This window comes from Erythrobacter sp. S227, assembly GCF_057364925.1.
Window position 1 is genome coordinate 910,095 of the sequence record NZ_CP200280.1, and the last position, 19,245, is coordinate 929,339.

At 57.5% G+C, this 19,245-nt stretch carries 17 protein-coding genes, 1 tRNA gene and 1 pseudogene; 13 read left to right on the forward strand and 6 right to left on the reverse strand.

Translation table 11 applies throughout. The annotated features are described in order from the left end of the window. Positions 1-41 precede the first annotated feature (41 nt). Positions 42-1,454, forward strand: coding sequence for a 2-oxo acid dehydrogenase subunit E2 (locus AC0V6Q_RS04310; RefSeq protein WP_486167178.1), 1,413 nt, complete (start codon positions 42-44; stop codon positions 1,452-1,454). A gap of 183 nt (positions 1,455-1,637) precedes the next feature. Beyond that, positions 1,638-3,050, forward strand: coding sequence for a dihydrolipoyl dehydrogenase (gene lpdA / locus AC0V6Q_RS04315; RefSeq protein WP_486167179.1), 1,413 nt, complete (start codon positions 1,638-1,640; stop codon positions 3,048-3,050). Positions 3,051-3,060: 10 nt separating this feature from the next. Here lpdA and AC0V6Q_RS04320 read toward each other — a convergent pair whose 3' ends face one another. Beyond that, positions 3,061-3,429: a hypothetical protein gene (locus tag AC0V6Q_RS04320; protein ID WP_486167180.1), complete on the reverse strand. Its 369-nt coding sequence runs from the start codon at positions 3,427-3,429 to the stop codon at positions 3,061-3,063. Positions 3,430-3,460: 31 nt separating this feature from the next. Beyond that, positions 3,461-3,550, reverse strand: a tRNA-Ser gene (locus tag AC0V6Q_RS04325). A gap of 72 nt (positions 3,551-3,622) precedes the next feature. Between AC0V6Q_RS04325 and AC0V6Q_RS04330 the strand changes: the two genes are divergently transcribed. From AC0V6Q_RS04330 to mazG, 11 genes and pseudogenes are all read left to right on the forward strand, one after another. Next, on the forward strand, positions 3,623-4,540 hold the full coding sequence (locus AC0V6Q_RS04330) for an aminotransferase class IV (protein ID WP_486167181.1): 918 nt from the start codon (positions 3,623-3,625) through the stop codon (positions 4,538-4,540). Continuing rightward, the gene (locus AC0V6Q_RS04335; RefSeq protein WP_486167182.1) at positions 4,537-5,286 is read left to right on the forward strand and encodes a sulfotransferase-like domain-containing protein; all 750 of its coding nucleotides are present in this window, start codon (positions 4,537-4,539) and stop codon (positions 5,284-5,286) included. The genes AC0V6Q_RS04330 and AC0V6Q_RS04335 overlap by 4 nt, the downstream gene beginning before the upstream one ends. Positions 5,287-5,335: 49 nt before the next feature. Beyond that, entirely contained in the window at positions 5,336-6,397 is a 1,062-nt protein-coding gene (locus AC0V6Q_RS04340; protein ID WP_486167183.1) for a lytic murein transglycosylase, read from the forward strand. A 50-nt stretch (positions 6,398-6,447) separates the two neighbouring features. Continuing rightward, positions 6,448-7,635 (forward strand): D-alanyl-D-alanine carboxypeptidase family protein, encoded by a 1,188-nt coding sequence (locus AC0V6Q_RS04345; protein ID WP_486167184.1) that lies wholly within the window; start codon positions 6,448-6,450, stop codon positions 7,633-7,635. Then, positions 7,632-8,288: a dTMP kinase gene (gene tmk / locus AC0V6Q_RS04350; protein ID WP_486167185.1), complete on the forward strand. Its 657-nt coding sequence runs from the start codon at positions 7,632-7,634 to the stop codon at positions 8,286-8,288. Before AC0V6Q_RS04345 ends, tmk begins: the two co-directional genes overlap by 4 nt. A gap of 62 nt (positions 8,289-8,350) precedes the next feature. Further along, positions 8,351-9,249 (forward strand): annotated as a pseudogene (locus tag AC0V6Q_RS04355) (DNA polymerase III subunit delta'). Further along, entirely contained in the window at positions 9,236-10,816 is a 1,581-nt protein-coding gene (metG, locus tag AC0V6Q_RS04360; RefSeq protein WP_486167186.1) for a methionine--tRNA ligase, read from the forward strand. Before AC0V6Q_RS04355 ends, metG begins: the two are co-directional and overlap by 14 nt. Then, positions 10,816-11,592, forward strand: a complete 777-nt coding sequence (locus AC0V6Q_RS04365; protein ID WP_486167187.1) for a TatD family hydrolase — start codon at positions 10,816-10,818, stop codon at positions 11,590-11,592. The genes metG and AC0V6Q_RS04365 overlap by 1 nt, the downstream gene beginning before the upstream one ends. Further along, positions 11,589-12,371 carry an MBL fold metallo-hydrolase gene (locus AC0V6Q_RS04370; protein WP_486167188.1) on the forward strand — a complete coding sequence of 261 codons (783 nt, stop codon included), beginning with the start codon at positions 11,589-11,591 and terminating at the stop codon, positions 12,369-12,371. Before AC0V6Q_RS04365 ends, AC0V6Q_RS04370 begins: the two co-directional genes overlap by 4 nt. Beyond that, complete coding sequence (locus AC0V6Q_RS04375; RefSeq protein WP_486167189.1) at positions 12,368-12,550, forward strand: hypothetical protein; 183 nt, start codon at positions 12,368-12,370, stop codon at positions 12,548-12,550. Before AC0V6Q_RS04370 ends, AC0V6Q_RS04375 begins: the two co-directional genes overlap by 4 nt. Before the next feature lie 73 nt (positions 12,551-12,623). Next, complete coding sequence (mazG, locus tag AC0V6Q_RS04380; protein ID WP_486167190.1) at positions 12,624-13,406, forward strand: nucleoside triphosphate pyrophosphohydrolase; 783 nt, start codon at positions 12,624-12,626, stop codon at positions 13,404-13,406. Positions 13,407-13,428: 22 nt separating this feature from the next. On the opposite strand, the gene hflX is transcribed toward mazG, so the two are convergent. The 4 genes from hflX to AC0V6Q_RS04400 form a co-directional block, all read right to left on the reverse strand. Then, the gene (hflX, locus tag AC0V6Q_RS04385) at positions 13,429-14,727 is read right to left on the reverse strand and encodes a GTPase HflX (protein WP_486167191.1); all 1,299 of its coding nucleotides are present in this window, start codon (positions 14,725-14,727) and stop codon (positions 13,429-13,431) included. Positions 14,728-14,744: 17 nt separating this feature from the next. After that, positions 14,745-15,338 (reverse strand): RNA chaperone Hfq, encoded by a 594-nt coding sequence (hfq, locus tag AC0V6Q_RS04390; RefSeq protein WP_486167192.1) that lies wholly within the window; start codon positions 15,336-15,338, stop codon positions 14,745-14,747. A gap of 168 nt (positions 15,339-15,506) precedes the next feature. After that, a complete protein-coding gene (ntrX, locus tag AC0V6Q_RS04395) occupies positions 15,507-16,892 on the reverse strand; it encodes a nitrogen assimilation response regulator NtrX (RefSeq protein ID WP_486167193.1) in 1,386 nt (461 codons plus the stop codon). Positions 16,893-16,964: 72 nt separating this feature from the next. Beyond that, positions 16,965-19,226 carry a sensor histidine kinase gene (locus AC0V6Q_RS04400; protein ID WP_486167194.1) on the reverse strand — a complete coding sequence of 754 codons (2,262 nt, stop codon included), beginning with the start codon at positions 19,224-19,226 and terminating at the stop codon, positions 16,965-16,967. Positions 19,227-19,245 lie beyond the last annotated feature (19 nt).

A 19,245-nucleotide genomic window follows, 5' to 3' on the forward strand; every position in this document is an offset into this window, starting at 1 on the left:
AAGAAACACGATCAAACACGTGATGGGGATCATCAAAGCCAATGGCGATTGAACTGAAAATGCCTGCTCTTTCTCCGACAATGGAAGAGGGGACGCTGGCCCGCTGGCTTGTCAAAGTGGGCGACGAAATTTCCTCCGGCGACATTATGGCCGAGATCGAAACCGACAAGGCGACGATGGAATTCGAGGCCGTTGATGAAGGCGTTCTGGCCGCGATTGTTGTCGAAGAGGGCACAGAGAATGTCGCTGTGGGCACGGTTATCGCAATGCTTGCCGAAGAGGGCGAGGATGTTGGCGATGTAAGCGCGTCGTCGGCCTCCGCTCCTGCTCCAACGCCTGCTGCTGAATTGGCACCAACGCCAACACCTGCGCCCACACCGGCGCCGCCCCCCGTTTCGGGTGACACGCCAAAGGCAAGCCCGCTGGCCCGCCGGATTGCGGCCAATGAAGGCGTTGATCTTGCCTCTGTCTCTGGATCCGGTCCCAAAGGCCGGATTATTAAAGCTGATGTGGAGGCTGCCGCGGGCGGTGCTCCTGCTTCGGCATCTGTGCCCCAATCCAGCAGTGACCGCGTGATCGCATCCCCGCTTGCCAAGAAACTTGCCAGCGACAAGGGAATTGACCTTGCGGCTGTTTCCGGCACTGGCCCGGGTGGCCGCATCATCAAGGCCGATATCGACAATTACGTTCCAGCGCCCGCCGCGACCTCGCAGGAACCCAAGTCTGGACCTTCTGCGAAGGTTGCCCCTACCAATGATCTCGACGCGCCGTACGAAGAGCAAAAGCTCAACAATGTGCGCAAAGTCATCGCGCGCCGCCTGACAGAAGCGAAACAAACCGTCCCGCATATCTACCTCACCGTGGATATCCGGCTCGACCCGCTTCTCGCCATGCGCAAGCAATTAAACGAGGCGCTTGAAGCGGACGGCGTGAAGCTTTCGGTCAACGACCTTATTATCAAAGCGCTCGCCCGCGCTTTGACGCGTGAACCGCAGTGCAACGTCAGCTTCCAGGGCGACGTCATGCACCAATACGCCCGCGCCGATATATCGGTTGCGGTGGCCGCCCCATCGGGCCTGATAACGCCGATCATCCGCGATGCCGGACGCAAGAGCCTTTCGGAAATCTCTGCCGAGATGAAAGAGCTTGCGGGGAAAGCGCGCGAGGGCAAGCTGCAACCGCATGAGTATCAAGGCGGCACGGCGAGCCTGTCAAACCTCGGTATGTTCGGGACCAAACAGTTCGACGCGGTCATCAATCCGCCACAGGGCATGATCCTCGCCGTGGGTGCTGGTGAACAGCGGCCTCATGTCGTGGACGGCGAATTGACCGTCGCCACCGTGATGAGCGCGACTGGCAGCTTTGACCACCGCGCGATTGACGGCGTGGACGGGGCAAAGCTGATGGATCAGCTCAGGACCCTGATCGAGAACCCGATGGGGCTGGTTGTTTGATGAGAGTTGAGGGCGGCTCAAATAGCGCTGTCCTACACGGATAGGAAAATGCGAGGGGTGAGGCGATGAACATGCGCCTTCTTCCCTTGAGAAACACTTGAAAATGGCACCGGTTTCAGGTGGTCGGATTTTCTACCCCTGGACAGTGTGTCAAGTGTGTCAAAAAGTGAAGGTTATTAAGCAATGTCAGAAGCTTACGACGTTATCGTATTGGGTTCGGGGCCGGGTGGCTATGTGGCGGCTATTCGCGCGTCGCAACTGGGGCTCAAAACCGCGATTGTTGAACGGGAGCTTCTGGGCGGGATCTGCCTCAATTGGGGCTGTATCCCGACAAAAGCGATGCTGCGCTCTGCCGAGGTTTTCCACCAGATGCAGCACGCGAGCGATTACGGACTGAGCGTTGCGGGCGAGATCGAGGCGGACCTGGCTGCGATTGTGAAGCGCAGCCGCGGGGTTGCGAAACAGCTTAATCAGGGCGTCACGCATCTGATGAAGAAGAACAAGATCACCGTCCATATGGGCGAAGGGACTCTGACCGGTCCGACCTCTTTGACGGTGAAGAGCGACAAGGGCGAAGAACAGCTCAGCGCCAAGCACATCATCGTGGCGACCGGTGCGCGCGCCCGCGATCTGCCCTTTGCACCAGCGGATGGAAAACGCGTGTGGACTTACCGCCACGCGATGACCCCGCCGGAGAAACCGACCAAACTGTTGGTGATTGGTTCAGGCGCTATCGGGATCGAATTTGCAAGCTTCTACAACGACATCGGGGTCGATGTGACGGTTGTGGAGATGCTCGACCGGATCGTGCCGGTGGAAGATGCGGATGTCTCAACCTTCTTGGAGAAGAGCCTTTCCAAGCAAGGCATCACGATCATGACGGGCGCAGGCGTCGAGGACCTGAAGGTTGGCGACAAAGGCGTGACCGCGACGATCAAGGACAAGGCAGGCAAGGTCGAAACCACCGAATACAGCCACGTCATCACCGCCATCGGCATCGTGCCCAATACCGAGAACATCGGGCTCGAAGAACTCGCCGATATGGACCGGGGCTTCATTCAGATTGACGACTTTGGCCGCACGAAATCAGCAGGGCTCTGGTCGATTGGTGATTGCACGCCGGGTCCCTGGCTTGCCCACAAGGCCAGCCACGAAGGTGTAACGGCCGCCGAAGCTATCGCTCAGGAACTGGGCAATTCAGAAGTGCACCCGCATGCGCTCGACCGGTCGAGCATTCCGGGCTGCACCTATTGCCATCCGCAAGTCGCAAGCGTCGGCATGACCGAGGCTAAAGCTAAAGAGGAAGGATACGAGCTGAAAGTCGGTAACTTCCCCTTCATCGGCAACGGCAAAGCGATTGCTCTTGGCGAGGCGGAGGGCTTCATCAAGACCGTCTTTGATGCGAAAACAGGGGAGCTGCTGGGCGCGCATATGGTCGGCGCAGAAGTGACCGAGCTGATCCAGGGCTACACCGTGGGCAAGACGTTGGAAACGACCGAAGCGGAGCTGATGCAAACCGTCTTCGCTCACCCGACACTATCTGAGATGATGCACGAAAGCGTGCTGGATGCTTACGGGAAGGCGATCCATATCTGATGGATGTGGGCTACTCCCAGCGTTTGACAGCCTCAAGCGTGTCATTTGGATTTGTGTTGAAGGCGATCTTGGCACTTGGCGCGTGGGTGTGGATGACGTTGATGAGTTGCTCGAACAACAAGAACTGTTCGTCATCCTTGCGCACGCCTGCCCCGATCAGGGCCAAATCGTAATGGTCACCCTCAAGCAATGCGACGGCTTCTGCCACGCCTTCATCGCCTGTTTTGATGAACCCTATTGTGACGTCATAGCCTTCGCCAGAAAGCATATCCTTAGTCGCCTCAGCGCCTTTGATGAGCTTCTCAGGAGAAAGGTCCGGCCACTTGTCCCAGTCAACGACATCGGGATGAAGTCCGATCCAAATAAGACGCTTAGCCATTCCGAGCCCCTTGTGCTGGTAGGTGAGCTTGTGGCGGACAGTCAGGGATTCGAACCCTGGAAGGGCTTGCACCCTTGCCGGTTTTCAAGACCGGTGCATTCGACCACTCTGCCAACTGTCCGCTTGGGGCAGCGAGCTAGCGGTGTAGTTTGATTCTGTCACCCCGTTTTTTGCGAATTTGGAGAGAATTCCCTTGGCTAAAGGCACACATGACTACCAGGCAGACCCGCGCAATGACGCGATATTGATCAATGTAAACGGCACTCTCGTCCCGCGCGCAGAGGCCAGCGTCTCGGTTTTCGATAGTGGCTTTATGCTGGGCGACGGGGTTTGGGAGGGGCTTCGTGTGCACCGCGGAAAGATTGCCTTCCTCGATGCGCATATGGCTCGCCTTTTCGAAGGGGCCAAAGCCATTGCGATGGATATCGGCCTGACGCGCGAAGAGCTTGTGGCGCGGATTGATGCGACGATTGATGGGAACGCCATGCGTGACCAGGAGGGTGTGCATATCCGTTTGATGGTGACACGAGGTATCCGCTCCACGCCTTATCAGGACCCGCGCGTGGTCATATCGCCTGCGACTATTGTCATCATCCCTGAGTACAAATCTCCGCTTCCTTCGACCATTGAAACGGGTATTCGCCTTTTCACAGTGCACGTGCGGCGCGGCGATCCGGCGGTTCAGGACCAGAAGCTTAACTCGCACTCCAAACTGAACTGCATCACGGCCTGTATTCAGGCGACGCAGGCGGGCGCGGATGAAGCCCTGATGCTGGACCCGCAGGGGTTTGTCGCGACCTGCAATTCGACCCACTTTTTCATCGTGCGCAAGGGCGAGGTATGGACATCTTCTGGAGACTACTGCCTTGGCGGTATCACCCGTAGCAATGTCATTCAGGTGTGCCGCGAGGCGGGCATTCCGGTTTATGAGAAGAACTTCTCGCTCACCGACGTGTACGGCGCGGATGAGGCCTTTGTGACGGGGACATTCGCAGGCGTTGTCCCTGTGACCGAAATCGATGGGCGAGCCATGACACCGGCTCGCGGGCCAATGGTTGAGCGACTGCAAGGGCTCTACCGCGACCTTATGGATCGGGATGTAGGTGCATGAGCGAGACGATCAGGATCGCAATGTGGTCTGGGCCCAGGAACCTCTCCACTGCAATGATGCGCAGCTTTGGATCGCGCGCCGATACTGCGGTCAGTGATGAGCCGTTCTATGGTGCCTATCTCAAAGCAACCGGCGATCCACAGCCAATGGCTGACGCGATTATCGGAGACATGGATTGTGACTGGCATTCCGTCGCAGAGGCGTTGCGCGGTGATGTGCCCGGCCGAAAGCCGATCTGGTATCAAAAGCACATGCCCCACCATATGGAAGGGCCGATCAGCATCGCCGACTTTCCCGATATGCGGCATGCCTTCCTGATCCGCGACCCCGTGCGCGTTGCAGCAAGCTATGCAAGCAAGCGCAGCAAGATAAACTCGGGCCATCTGGGGATTGCGCGGCAGAGGGAATACTTCGATCTAATCGCGGATAAGACCGGCGCTGCGCCGCCTGTGGTTGACAGTCACACGATCCTTGCATCGCCCGAAACCGTGCTGCGCAAACTGTGCGACGCGCTGTCAATCAAATGGGATCCGGCTATGCTCGCATGGAAAAAAGGGCCGCTCCCCGACGATGGCATTTGGGGCGCGCACTGGTACGACAAGGTCAACGCCTCGACCGGATTTGGCAATGCGCCCGGAACATTGCCAAGTCTCAGTGATGAATACCGAAAAGTCGCAGAAGAGTGCCGCGAGGACTATGACTATCTTGCCAAACATGCGATTACTCCGGACAACGATGGCGCGTGACTTCAGCGCGCTCATTCCCGGTTCAACTAAGGTGTAAGAAACAGAGCAAATGAACTTTCGCAAACTCGCATCACTAGGCCTTCTTTCCGCAGCAACCCTGGCGCTGGGAGCAGCTTCACAGCTTGCCCCGACACAGCCTGCCAATGCACAGGTAGCGGCGCGTGACGGGATCGCGTTTGATGCCTATCTGGAGCTGATCAAAGCGAAGGCACGGGCCGAGGGCGTTTCTGAGGCCACTCTGCGGCGCATGACTTCGGGACTTACTCCGAACCCCCGCGTCATCCGTCTGGATCAAGGGCAGCCCGGCCGTCCAACAGTACGCGGTTATCCGGCGATGGCGCCCTATATCGCGACCCACGTCAATTCGACCCGCATCAACAGCGGTCGGCGCGAGTTTCAAAACAACCGCAGCATCCTTCGCGCGGTAGAGCAGCAATACGGAGTTCCAGGCGAAATCGTCATCGCGATCTTCGGTCACGAGACAAGCTATGGCCGCATCCGGGGTGATTTCGATCTTTCGCGCAGCCTTGCAACCCTCGCATGGGAAGGGCGTCGGCGCGCGCTGTTTGAAGGCGAGTGGATCGCGCTGATGAAGGTGGCCGACAAAGGCTACTCGAGGGGCGAGCTTGTAGGAAGTTATGCAGGTGCCTTTGGCAATCCTCAGTTCCTGCCGTCGGTTTACCTGCGCCTTGCCACCGACGGTGACGGCGACGGGCGGGCCAATATCTTCAACAACCGGGCCGATACCTTCGCCTCGATTGCAAACTACTTCCGCGATGCCGGATGGCGCACGGGTCAACCTTGGGGCGTGAGGGCCTCTGTACCTTCGGGCTTTGATGTGGATGCCTACAAGAACAAGCTGGTCTCGCCGGTCTGTTCGCGGGTTCACGAACGCCATAGCCAATGGAAAACCGTCGCGGAATGGCGCGCCCTTGGTGTTCAACCGCAACGGCCTTTGCCAGAGGACACGATGACATCCTTGTTCCAGCCTGACGGTCCCGGAAAGCCCGCGTATCTGCTGACCGGCAATTACCGCGTGATCCTCGAGTACAATTGCTCGAATTACTACGCGATGAGCGTTGGCCTTCTGGCTGACGAAATCGTGAACTAAGCGCGCGGGCACTCTCGCTTCGCACGCCGACACGGCTTATGGTTGAACGCGTGACCGGTATCAAACACCCTCTGCGCGTTGTCATGCGTAGCCTTGGCGCTTTGGCCTTCGGGACTATTGGCGCCGCTTGCGCGAGTATCTCGTTCGCGCAGGCACCCGAAACAATCGCGCCCGAGGATAAAGCGCCCATAGCCTTGCTGGTCGATGTGACGAGCGACCAGGTTCTCTTTGCGCGCGAGGCGGACCGCCGCTTTGTCCCTGCCTCGATCACCAAAGTGATGACGCTGTTTCATGCTTTTGAACTCATCGAAGAGGGCAATCTCGACCCGCGCCAACAATTTCAGATGAACGAAGAGACATGGAAGCTCTGGCACCGCAAAGGCTCCACAATGTTTATCGGAAGCGATGACAGCGTGCTGGTGGACGACCTTTTGATGGGTATTGCAAATGTCTCGGCCAATGATGGCTCCATCGCGCTCGCCGAGGGGCAGGCGGGAACGCTTGAAGCGTGGCTTGAGGGCATGAATGGACGTGCGCGCGCGCTTGGCATGACGAATAGCCACTTCGGGACGCCCAACGGTTGGCCTGATGAAGGGCGAACCTTCACCAACGCGGCGGACCTGGTGAAACTCGCGAAGGCTTTGGTCAGCCGCCATCCTCAGAAATACGCGCGCTATGTCGGGCAAGAGGGCTTTCGCTACAACAACATCGCCCAAAGCAACCGCGACCCGATGATCGGAAGGGTCGAGGGCGCTGATGGGATCAAAACCGGCTACACTAATGAATCCGGCCTCGGTTACCTTGGTACTGCCAAGCGCGGAAATCAGAGGTTGGTCGTTGTGGTTGCTGGTGCAAACCGGGAAGACGAACGCGCAGCGGCCGCGCGCGGTCTGATCGAATGGGGCTTTGCCGCATTTGACCGCGTGCAGGTGGCGCGCAAAGACCAAACCATGGGCTCTGCCCGCGTGCAAAATGGCGATGCAAGAAGCGTCAGCCTTGCAACCGTCAGGCCGGTTTTTGTGAACCTTCCCAATGGAAGCGATGCCGATGTGAAGCTCTCGATCGCCTATGATGGTCCGCTGCATGCACCGATTGTCGCGGGGGCACAGGTGGCCACATTGGTCGTTCAAGTCCCCGGCGCAGAGCCCGCACGCATACCGCTTGTGGCGCAAGCCAATATTGGCGAAGCCGGATTTTTCACGCGCATCTGGAACGGTATCACAGGGTGGTTTTCATGAGCGACGCCGCAACCACCGGAAGATTTATCGCGCTCGAGGGCGGCGAGGGGACTGGCAAATCAACCCAGGGCCGCATGCTCGCCGAGGCTCTGAGTGGGACTTACGGCATTGATGTTACAGTCACCCGCGAACCTGGGGGCACGGCGGGTGCCGAAGCCATTCGGTCGCTGCTGCTCGATCCTCCAGGCGAAAGCTGGAATGCGCAGGCAGAGGCGCTTTTGTTCGCAGCCGCCCGCGCCGATCACGTTGCGCGCCTGATCCGGCCACGCTTGGAAGAGGGTGCTTGGGTCATCAGCGACCGGTTTGTCGATTCAAGCCGCGCATATCAGGGCGGGGCAGGGGGTCTTGGCGATGATGCGATCACCGCGCTCCACGAATTCGGGAGCCACGGGATGCGACCAGACTGCACAATCTTGCTTGAGGTCGATGACGCTGTGCGAGGGCGACGCCTTGCCGCGCGCGATGGCGATACAAGCGATGCAATCGGTGGACGAAGCGCCGAGTATCACAATGCGGTAGCAATGAGCTTTCGCGAGCTTGCAAAGCGCGATCCCGATGGCTTCAAGATCATCGACGGCACCGGCTCTCCCGATGAAGTGCACGCGTTGGTGATGCAGGCGATTGCCGATCTTCTTGAAGGTCACGCGGCATGACCGCCTGGCCCAACCACGAGGAAGCATGGCGCGAATGGCGCAGCGCGATGTTGGGCGCGCGGATGCATCATGGCTGGATCCTTGCCGGCAAAAAAGGGCTTGGCAAAAACGATTTTGCCCTCGCTGCAGCGCGCGAATTGGTCGCCGAAGAGGGTGTGCCACAACCCGCAGGCGACCATCCCGACATTATGACCGTCACCTACGGCCCCAAAGACAAAAAGGCGACTGCAGCCCAAGAGGCCGGTAAACCCTTTGAACTCGCTCGCAGCATCCGTATCGCCCAGATTCGCGATATGCAGCGTCGTTTGAATGTGCGCCCGACACTTGGCTCGCGGCGGGTGGTCATTATCAATCCCGCAGATGATATGGAGCGGGCGACCTCTAATGCGCTTCTCAAGAGCCTAGAGGAGCCTCCCGCCGGACATTCTTCATGCTTGTGACGCACCGTCCCGCCCGGCTTTTGCCCACCATCCGCTCGCGCTGTCGCATATTGCGCTTTCCGGTTCTGGATGAAGGCCAGATGCGCCGCATGCTTGGCGATGCACAGGTGCAAGGCGACACTCAGGCAGCGATTCAAGCAGCAGAAGGGTCCTTCGGAGCAGCGCTCGAATTTGCAAAGCAGGACCTGGGTCCTGTTGCTGACCACATCTCCTCGCTACTCGATCAGGGTGATCCCACCATGGACGGACGCGGCGCGCTATCCCGGCTGATCGGTCCGCGCGCTGACCGCGAGCGTCTAGGCGCCATTTTCGAACTTGCGCAATCCATCGTGGCGCAGCGCGCACGAACGTCCGAAAGCTCGAGCGAGCGAGCCGCTTTGGTCGAAGCGCATTCGCAATTGGTGACCCTCGCAGGCCAGGCGCCAAGCTACAATTTCGACACGGGGCTGTTGTCGCTTGAAATCGGCACCTTGCTCTCCCGCGTTCATGCCTCTAGCGAGCATGCCCATGCCAGAAGCTGAGAAAACACCCTATTACATCACCACCGCGATCAATTACCCCAATGGCCGTCCGCATATCGGACACGCTTATGAGGGGATTGCCGCTGATGTCATCGCCCGTTTCCAACGCCTTCAGGGGCGCGAAGTGCGTTTTCAAACCGGCACGGATGAACACGGCCTCAAAATGGCCCGCAAAGCCGAAGAGCAAGGCCGCACCGCGCGCGAGCTCGCCGATGAAATGTCGGGATATTTCGAGGAGATGGACGCGAAACTGAATATCAGTTTTGACCGTTTCATCCGCACCGTAGAGCCCGATCACCACCGCGCCAGCCAGGCCATTTGGCAGCGCATGGAGGAAGCAGGCGACCTGTATCTCGATCGCTACGAAGGTTGGTATTCGGTCCGCGATGAGGCGTACTACGACGAAAGCGAGCTGAAAGAGGGCGAGGGCGGCGAAAAACTCTCCCCGCAAGATACGCCCGTTGAATGGACTGTGGAGGAAAGCTGGTTTTTCCGCCTTTCAAAGTATCAAGAACCCCTTCTTGAGCTATTGAAAACGCCCGGCTTTCTGGAACCGGCAAGCCGCCGCAATGAAATGGTCGCCTTTGTGGAAGGCGGGCTTCGCGATTTGTCGGTGAGCCGCACCAGTTTTGACTGGGGGGTGAAAGTGCCCGGCTCAGAAAACCACGTCATGTATGTCTGGGTCGATGCCCTCACAAACTATCTGACCGGCCTGGGCTTTCCTGACGACACGGAGAGCATGGCCAAATTCTGGCCCGCTGACCTGCATCTGATCGGTAAAGACATCGTCCGGTTCCACACGATCTATTGGCCAGCGTTCCTGATGAGCGCCAAGCTGCCCGTGCCAAAAAAGGTGTTCGGGCACGGTTTCTTGCTCGCCCGCGGTGGTGAGAAGATGAGCAAAAGCCTTGGCAATGTCATTGACCCGCTTGAATTGGCTGAGACTTTCGGGGTCGACACCTTGCGCTATTTCCTCATGCGCGAAGTCGCCTTTGGTAAGGACGGCACCTATTCTCCCGATGCGATCGTCGAACGATCCAACGGTGAGCTCGGCAATGCGTTTGGTAACCTCGCACAGCGCACCCTTGGATTCATGGCCAAGAACCTTGATGGCAATCTGCCAGCGATCCACGGGCATAAGGATGCGGACAACGCTCTGTTCCAAACGGTGCATCAGGCGATTGCCAAGGATATCCCGCAAGCCTTTGAAGAATTAGCGCTTCAACAAGCGGTTGAGCTGTGGCTGCAGGCGGTATTTGCCTGCAATGCCTACATCGATGCAGAGGCCCCCTGGGCGCTTCGCAAGACCGATCCTGAGCGGATGGAAACTGTCCTTGCAACGCTCTACATCTGTATTGCCCAACTGGCCGTCGCAATTCAGCCTGTCATTCCCGAAAGTGCTGGCAAGCTTCTGGATATGCTCGGGATTTCTGATGAACTGCGAACCTATGAGGGCATTCGCTCGCACTGGTATTCGCCTTTGGCCGAAAGCGGTTTTCAGATCGAAAAACCAACTCCGCTGTTCCCGCGTCTTGAACTGCCGGAAGAGGTGGAGGAGGGCGCCTGATGCTTATCGATAGCCACTGTCACCTTGAGTATAAGGGGCTTGTCGAGGATCAGGCTGGCGTGCTCACCCGTGCGCGAGAAGCAGGGGTAGGGGCCTTTCTCAATATCTCCACCAAACAGGCCGAATGGGAACAAGTCGTCGCGACAGCAAACCGCGAACCCGATGTTTTCGCAAGCGTCGGCATTCACCCGCACGCAGCGGACGATCACAAGGACCTCGACCGCGCCACTTTGCTGGAAGCGACTAAAAATCCAAGGGTTATCGCGATTGGCGAGACCGGCCTTGACTATTTCTACGAATATTCTGATCGCCAGGTTCAAGCAGACCTTTTCACGATGCATATCGATGTGGCGCGTGAAACCGGACTGCCCGTTATCATTCACACCCGCGATGCCGAAGACGATACCTATGCAATTCTCGCCCAAGAGATGGAGAAGGGCGCGTTTCCTGCCCTTATTCACTGCTTTACCGCATCGGCGCAGTTTGGGCGCAAAGTGCTGGACCTTGGGCTGACAATATCGCTTTCCGGCATTGTGACTTTCAAGAATGCCAAGGATTTGCAGGCGGTAGCTAAGGATGTTCCTGAAGATCGGCTGCTGGTTGAAACCGACAGTCCATTCCTTGCGCCAGTCCCGCATCGCGGGAAATCGTGTGAGCCTGCCTTTGTCGCTGATACCGCGCGGTTTGTGGCCGAGCTTCGCGGGACTGATCCCGTACGGCTTGCTGAACAAACGACCCGCAATTTCACCAGGCTTTTTGCAAAGGCTGGCTTGTGAAAGTCATCATGCTCGGTTCGGGCACGTCCACCGGCGTTCCCCGTCTTGGCGGAGAGGACGGTATGGGCGATTGGGGCGCATGCGATCCCGATGAACCGCGCAATCGCCGGTCGCGGGTGTCAATTGCGATTGAGAGCGACGATGGCTCGCGGGTATTGATCGACACCAGTTCCGATTGCCGCGCACAGCTTCTTGCAAATAAAATCAGTCACTTGGACGCCATATTTTGGACGCATGATCATGCAGACCACTGCCACGGGATCGATGACCTGCGGGTTCTTCGTTATGGCCGCGGCGGGCCGATACCTGGCTACGCCCATACAGAAACTGTAAGGCGTCTGCGTCAACGCTTCGGCTATGTTTTTGCCGGTCAGGAAGGCTATCCGACGATCTGTACAATCGACACGCTCGACCGTTTGCGCATGGTCGCAGGTTTTGGTGTCGAGTGGTGCCAGATGGAACACGGACCAGGTGAAACCACAGGTTTTCGCTTTGATGCCGACGGGAAGTCCATCGCATATACAACTGATTTTTCAAGTATTTCCGAAGATATGATCGACCTGTGTTATGAAGTCGATATTCTGGTGAGCGACTGTCTCAGGCGCGAACCGCATCCGACACACGCGCATTTGGCAATGGCCATCGAACTGGCCGAGCGATCGCGTGCGAAGAAACTGGTTCTAAGCCATCTCGACAAGAGTATGGATTATCGAACATTGTGCGACGAAGTACCAGACTTTGTGACGGTGGGTTATGACGGATTGGAGATGACGGCATGAACGAAGGCATGATTATCTCGATTGTGGCGATGCTTGGCTGGTTGATCCTTGCAGGAGGCGCGCTTGCGAGCTTCAAACTTGGTTGGAGCAAACTGGCTCAGATGGCGCTTGTGTGGTTTGCGATCTTTGCGGGGCTTTTTGTGGTTGCTGATTTGTTAGGGGCGAGGTTGCCCGGCTGACCTAGGTAGCACACACTTCGATTTAACATAATATATATTATCAACCCAGCATAACAGAGGCGGACCCAGCGAAGTGACCCATAGCCCTGAGCCCTCTCAGATCGACCGACTGCTCAAAATCATGGCACGTTTACGCGACCCGAATGACGGTTGCGAATGGGACACCGCGCAAAACTTCCAGACAATCGCACCGTACACCATCGAAGAAGCCTATGAAGTCGCTGACGCCATAGAGCGCAATGATATGGCCGACCTGAGATCCGAGCTCGGTGATCTTCTCCTCCAGGTCGTTTTTCATGCGCAGATGGCCTCGGAAGCCGGACATTTCACCTTTGAAGACGTGGCACGCTCGATCAGCGACAAGATGGAAAGCCGACATCCCCACATTTTCGGCAACGAAGATGGCACCATGACAAACGCGCGATGGGAAGACATCAAGGCCAATGAGCGTGCTGAAACCGGCGAAGTCAGTGCGCTTGATGGCGTTGCAAAGGCACTGCCTGCGTTGATGCGGTCTGACAAACTGCAAAAGCGCGCGGCTAGAGTCGGCTTTCAATGGCATGATATCAGAGGACCAATGGCCAAACTTGAGGAAGAGCTTCAAGAGCTGGATGAGGCCAGCGATGACGACAAATTGATGGAAGCGGGCGATGTTTTGTTCGTGGCCGTCAATATTGTGCGCAGGTACGGCGTGGATCCGGAAGAGGCTTTGCGCGCTTCCAATGGCAAGTTTGAAGCCCGTTTCCATGCAATGGAAGAGTTGGCCAAAGCCGACGGCGTGGACTTCGCGTCGCTTTCCCTCGATGATCAGGAAGCCTACTGGCAACGGGTCAAATCAAAGGAAAAAGCCTCCTGAATTCAGCCCCAAAATTGCTGGGTTAGAGCGAGGTGTACTGGCCCATTTCCTTGGGGTTCAGGCGGACCGTCATCCGGCGCATTGGGCCCTCCTCCCCTTCCCCGGCATCTTCATCCGCAATCACTTCGCCATGGGCATGCAGCCATGCAATCCGGCGGCCGTCTGACACCGGAAGGGAAACGGTGACCTCACTGGCCTTTTCGGTGAGAATTTCTGCAATACGGGCCTCAAAGTCCTCTAAACCCACACCATTTGCAGCCGACACAACGACAGCATCGTGACCAACTGCCGCCTCGCGGAGCTCTTGAGCACGCTCGTCATCCAGAAGATCGACCTTGTTCCAAACCTCAAGGATGGGAACATCGCTATGGCCGGTTTCGACGTCCACAACATCAAGCTCCGCCAGGACCTCCATCACCTGCTTCTTTTGCGCAGCGTGCGCCGGATTTGCCATATCGCGCACATGACAGATGATATCTGCGCCCGTCACCTCCTCAAGGGTGGCGCGGAAAGCGGCGACAAGCTGTGTGGGAAGATCCGAGATGAAGCCCACTGTGTCCGATAGGATCGCTTTTTCAACACCAGGCAGGCTGACTGCACGCATGGTCGGGTCCAGTGTGGCAAAAAGAAGGTCCTCCGCCATCACCTCTGCGCCCGTCAAATAGTTAAAAAGCGTGGATTTTCCGGCATTCGTATATCCGACAAGGGCGATCACAGGCCAAGGTGCCCTGCCCCGCCGTGCACGATGAAGTTGCCGGGTCTTGCGCACCTGCTCCAACTCACGGCGCAGGCGTCCCATGCGTTGACGGATCATCCGCCGGTCGGCTTCGATCTGGGTTTCGCCGGGACCACCAAGGAAGCCAAACCCGCCGCGCTGACGTTCAAGGTGGGTCCACGAGCGGACAAGCCGACTTTGCTGATAATCAAGGTGCGCAAGTTCGACCTGCAATCGCCCTTCGGCCGTGGCCGCACGCTCACCAAAGATTTCAAGGATTAAGCCAGTGCGATCAATGACTTTGCGCTTGAATTTGTCTTCAAGATTACGTTGCTGAATGGGGGTTAGCGCACCATCAACAATGACGAGCTCACACTCATATTGCTCGCACCAGGTCGCAATATTGGCGACCTGACCAGAACCAAAAAGCGTGTTTGGCTGCATCTGACGCACAGGCAAAACGGTGCTGTGTGCGATTATCACACCGATCGCCAGCGCCAGCCCTTCGGCCTCAGCCAAGCGATCCTTTGCATCAAGGTCGTAGGATAAGGTCGTGATATCCGGGCACAAGACAAGGCACCGCGCACCGCGCGTTACCTCGTCCATCAAGGTTTCATCAAAGCTCAGTAGTCGTCCTCATAGCCATCGTCGCCGTCATCCTCGTCCTCGTCGCTTCCCGCATAATCGGGATCGTCAGACAGGTCGACAGGGCTTGCCGGCTGAATGGTGGAGACCGCGTGCTTGTAAGCCAGCTGGACCGCGCCATCGCGTTCAAGCAGCATGCAAAAGAGGTCAAATGCGGCAATACGCCCTTGAAGCATAACACCGTTCACAAGGAACATAGTCACTTCTACGCCTGTCTCGCTCACGCGGCTCAGGAAGACGTCCTGAAGCAGGCGCTGTTTTCCAGAGCCATTGCGGCTGCCGAACTGCGCTGCATCGATACCGGCGCCAGGCATAATGGTCGAAATGGCATGCTTATAGACGAGCTGCGATTGCCCATCGCGGCGCAAAAGGATCGAGAAATTATCGAACCAAGTGACAATCCCTTGAAGTTTCACACCTTTCACAAGGAACATGGTGACTGGCGTCTTGTTCTTGCGAAGTAGGTTCAGGAAAGCGTCCTGCAAGTTTCCTTGCTGCTTTACTGACCGGCTCTGTTGACCTTCACCTGAGGCAGGACGAGGGCGTGGAGAGAGGGTTCGCCCACTGGACATATTATGCTCCTGTTATTGGCAGTCGCCTTTACGATCTGCGTTCTCATCACTCCCCCATGAAGTCGAGGAGCAACTCTCATCCATAATGGCGCTTGCACAGCTTAGCCGCAATGGTTGATTTGCTTAACGATGTGATAAGTTAACTTTTTCCGGCGCAAATAGTTGCCTTTACTTGCGCTCGACTTCTCGCCGGTCGGCCATGCCCAAAAGCTTGAGTTTGCGGTGCAATGCAGATCGTTCCATCCCGATGAACGTCGCGGTTTTCGAAATATTTCCCGAAAAGCGGCGGATCTGAATGGTGAGATATTCCCGCTCGAAGCTTTCGCGTGCTTCGCGTAATGGCACACCCATCATCGCGGTCAGTCCCTCGCCCGAATTCACCATTCTGCCGCCTGTCACTTCTGCGGGGAGCATGTCGGTTTCGACACTCGTCAAACGCTCGCGCGGGGTCATAATGATGGTGCGTTCGACCACATTGCGCAATTGGCGCACATTGCCGGGCCAATCATAGGCCTGGAGCGCTGCCATAGCTTCTTCGCTGATCGCAGGAGGCGCGATGCCCTGATCACTCGAATAGCGGGTGAAGAAATGGTCAGCGAGCGCAGGAATATCGTCACGCCGCTCTGACAATGAAGGCACCGCAACGGGCACAACATTGAGCCGGTAGAACAAGTCTTCGCGAAAGCGTTTTTCTTCCATCTCGGCGGTCAGGTCACGCGAGGTCGAGGAAACGACGCGAACATCGACCCCGATCTGGCGGCTTCCCCCAACGCGAAGGAAACTTTGCTCGGTCAAAACCCGCAAGATACGGGCTTGAGTGGAAAGCGGCATATCGGCGACCTCATCAAGGTACAGCGTGCCGCCATCGGCCAGTTCGAGCAGACCGGGTTTGACCTGCCTTCCGTCGATCTCTTCCCCAAAGAGTTCTTGCTCAAACCGTTCTGGGGTAATGCGGGCCGAGTTGACGAGGACGAAGGCGGCATCGGCACGGTTGCTCCATGCGTGAAGCATCCGTGCTGCAACCTCTTTACCGGCCCCCGCAGGCCCTGTGATCATCACGCGGCTGCCTGTATTGGCAACGCGTTTTAACGTCGCGCGAACATTGTTGATGGCGGGTGAATTGCCGGTGAAATCGGGATCGCTCCACTTGGATTCGCGCAGCTGCGTGTTCTCTCGCCGCAAGCGTTCGGTCTCGGTCGCTCGATCAACGAGAAGCATCAGGCGTTCAGCCTCGAACGGCTTCTCGATAAAGTCCATTGCGCCGCGTTGAACCGCCGACACCGCTGTATCGATATTGCCGTGGCCGGAAAAGATAATGACGGGAAGATCAGGTTCGCGCGCCTTGATCGCGTCAAGCGTCTCAAGCCCGTCCATCTCGCTCCCGTGCAGCCACACGTCGAGCAGCACCAGGCTGGGGCGGCGTTCATCGACCGCGGCAAGCGCGCTGGTGGAATCGGCAGCGGTGCGGCACTCATAGCCTTCATCACCCAGAACGCCGGCGACAAGCTCGCGAATGTCGCGTTCATCATCAACAATCAGGATATCAAGCGCCATGCGCATCTCCATGGGAAGAATTGGGTTTTGAAACGTGGTTCATCGGGAAGGTTCCGATCGTAAATCCGGTGCTCATGAGGGATCGTCCTCCCGTTTGGGTTCAGGGGACTTTGCAAACCGCAGCGTAACGCGAGTGCCGCCATTGCCAGCACTGGCAAAGCTCATATCGCCGCCGTGTTCATCGACAATCTTGTTGACGATTGCGAGGCCGAGGCCGGTCCCTTTTTCGCGGGTGGTCACATAGGGTTCGACGATGCGTTCGCGGTCTGCTGGAAGGCCAATCCCGTTGTCTTCCACCAAGACCGCGATACGGTCGCCGTCGTCTATCATGGTGACCGTTATGCGGCCGCGATAGTCGGGTTCAGCATTTTTCGCCCGCGCCTCGACCGCTTCGACAGCGTTCTTGACTACATTGGTCATGGCTTGGCCCAATTGGTGGCGGTCGCATTCGATCTCGCGCTCGGAAAGATTGTCCGCATTCACCTCAAAGGTCACGTTTGAATGGGCGACCTCTTGAAGAAACACCGCCTGACGAACCAGATCGAGCGCATCCTCTGGCCGAAAGACCGGCTTGGGCAAGCGCGCAAATGACGAGAACTCGTCCACCATCTTGCGCAAGTCCCCGACCTGGCGAACGATGGTGCTGGTCAATTCGTCAAACAGCTCACCTTCCTCATCGGACACTTGCTTGCGATAGCGGCGCTTCAACCGCTCGGTTGCGAGCTGGATCGGGGTAAGCGGGTTCTTGATCTCGTGCGCGATGCGGCGCGCAACGTCTGACCATGCGGCCTGGCGTTGGTCGAGAAGCTGGCGGGTAATGTCCTCGAAGGTGATCACATAACCGCTGATGCCAGGGGCCATCGTTACCGCGAGAGTGAAGAGCTCGCCCTTGTGGTCATGGCTGATGATAGAGCGTTCCTTGCTATCACGGATCATCTGCACGATTTCCGGAGAGAGCTCTGCGAGAGACTGGCCCTCGGGATTGGCCTCTTCGTCCTGACAAAAAAGGCGCTGCGCTGTTCCATTCATAAGGAGGACGCGCATGTCTTCATCAACCGAGATCACGCCGGCGGTAACCGTCTGAAGCACGGCCTCCATAAAGGCGCGGCGCTCGTCGATTTGATGGTTTGCGCTTACCAATGCGTCGGTTTGCTTCTCAAGCTGCGAGGTCATGCGGTTAAAGGCGCGGTTGAGAAGTCCGATCTCATCGGCGCCCGTGCGCCCTTCTACCCGAAGAGAGAAATTGCCCTGCCCCACTTTGTTGGCTGCACCGATAAGCTCGGTCAGAGGCTCAACCTGTCGATCCGCAAAGCGAAGCGCGAACCAGACCGCAAGTCCCACCAAAAGCAGGCTCATCGCAACAAGCGCAATGTTGAACCGCAATTGAAGCGTGCGCGCTTCGTTGGTGAGGGTTTCGTAAGCAGTGCCGATTGCCTGCGCCCGCTCCCACGAATTGAACATAGTCTCTTCGGTGGTGCGTGCATTGTAGAGGTAAATGCCGCTTTCCCGGTCAATGGGAGCAATGGCGGCGATGCGTTCGGTGCTGCCTTCGACGACCACGAATTCGCCCGCATCCAATTCCCGGAGTGCGGCTGTGCTGAACGCAAGGGGGCTGTTGTCCTCCATCAGATTCATAATGGCAGCGGTGCGCAGGCTTCCGTCATCAAGGCGCTGGAGGATAGCGCTTTCGCTGATCTCGCGGCCTTGGGCTTGAAACGCGTAGAAATCGGGGAAGTCCGGGTCGCTGATAGGCACGCGGCGCAATATCTCTCCCATGTCGACTGCCATAGTGATTGTATGCTGCTGCACATCGCGCTGATTGGCATCGTAATAGCTTTGCGCAAGCGCATTGGCGTTCTCAAGCAGGCCGCGCGATTCATCTGAAAACCAGAAAGCCACCCCTGTCTGGAACAGGAAGGCTGCAAATCCGGCGACGAGCAGTGTCGGAACCGCTGCGACCATTGAAAAGAAGAACACCAGACGCACATGCAGGCGCGCAGTGCTGCCTGCCGCTCTGCCAAGTGCCACACGTCGGCCAATAAGGACCAGAATTGCCATCGCTGGCACAAGGATCGCGACCAGCAGGATCGACACTTGCAGCGAAGGCAAAGCGCCTGCGTCCTCCGGCGTATTCATGTAGGCAAGGTAATTGGCTATCACCGCCATGATTAACGCGGCGACGGAGAGCCATTCAAGAACACGAAATGCGTTGGTACGCCTCAGGAAAACGCTTAGTTCACGCCACCAGCGCGGCGAATGGCGCACGCCCGGCACAGCCTTTGCGCTATGCTCACGCCCTGCCTCCTGCGAGCCGATTGCCGTTCCAACGTCCATTGTGGCGACGTTACAACTC

Bases quoted from the DNA above. Each gene is read 5' to 3' on its own strand.
- AC0V6Q_RS04310 (WP_486167178.1), top strand. From the start codon at position 42: ATGGCGATTGAACTGAAAATGCCTGCTCTTTCTCCGACAATGGAAGAG.
- lpdA (WP_486167179.1), top strand. From the start codon at position 1,638: ATGTCAGAAGCTTACGACGTTATCGTATTGGGTTCGGGGCCGGGTGGC.
- AC0V6Q_RS04320 (WP_486167180.1), bottom strand. From the start codon at position 3,429: ATGGCTAAGCGTCTTATTTGGATCGGACTTCATCCCGATGTCGTTGAC.
- AC0V6Q_RS04335 (WP_486167182.1), top strand. From the start codon at position 4,537: ATGAGCGAGACGATCAGGATCGCAATGTGGTCTGGGCCCAGGAACCTC.
- AC0V6Q_RS04340 (WP_486167183.1), top strand. From the start codon at position 5,336: ATGAACTTTCGCAAACTCGCATCACTAGGCCTTCTTTCCGCAGCAACC.
- tmk (WP_486167185.1), top strand. From the start codon at position 7,632: ATGAGCGACGCCGCAACCACCGGAAGATTTATCGCGCTCGAGGGCGGC.
- metG (WP_486167186.1), top strand. From the start codon at position 9,236: ATGCCAGAAGCTGAGAAAACACCCTATTACATCACCACCGCGATCAAT.
- AC0V6Q_RS04365 (WP_486167187.1), top strand. From the start codon at position 10,816: ATGCTTATCGATAGCCACTGTCACCTTGAGTATAAGGGGCTTGTCGAG.
- AC0V6Q_RS04375 (WP_486167189.1), top strand. From the start codon at position 12,368: ATGAACGAAGGCATGATTATCTCGATTGTGGCGATGCTTGGCTGGTTG.
- hflX (WP_486167191.1), bottom strand. From the start codon at position 14,727: ATGGACGAGGTAACGCGCGGTGCGCGGTGCCTTGTCTTGTGCCCGGAT.
- hfq (WP_486167192.1), bottom strand. From the start codon at position 15,338: ATGTCCAGTGGGCGAACCCTCTCTCCACGCCCTCGTCCTGCCTCAGGT.
- ntrX (WP_486167193.1), bottom strand. From the start codon at position 16,892: ATGGCGCTTGATATCCTGATTGTTGATGATGAACGCGACATTCGCGAG.
- AC0V6Q_RS04400 (WP_486167194.1), bottom strand. From the start codon at position 19,226: ATGGACGTTGGAACGGCAATCGGCTCGCAGGAGGCAGGGCGTGAGCAT.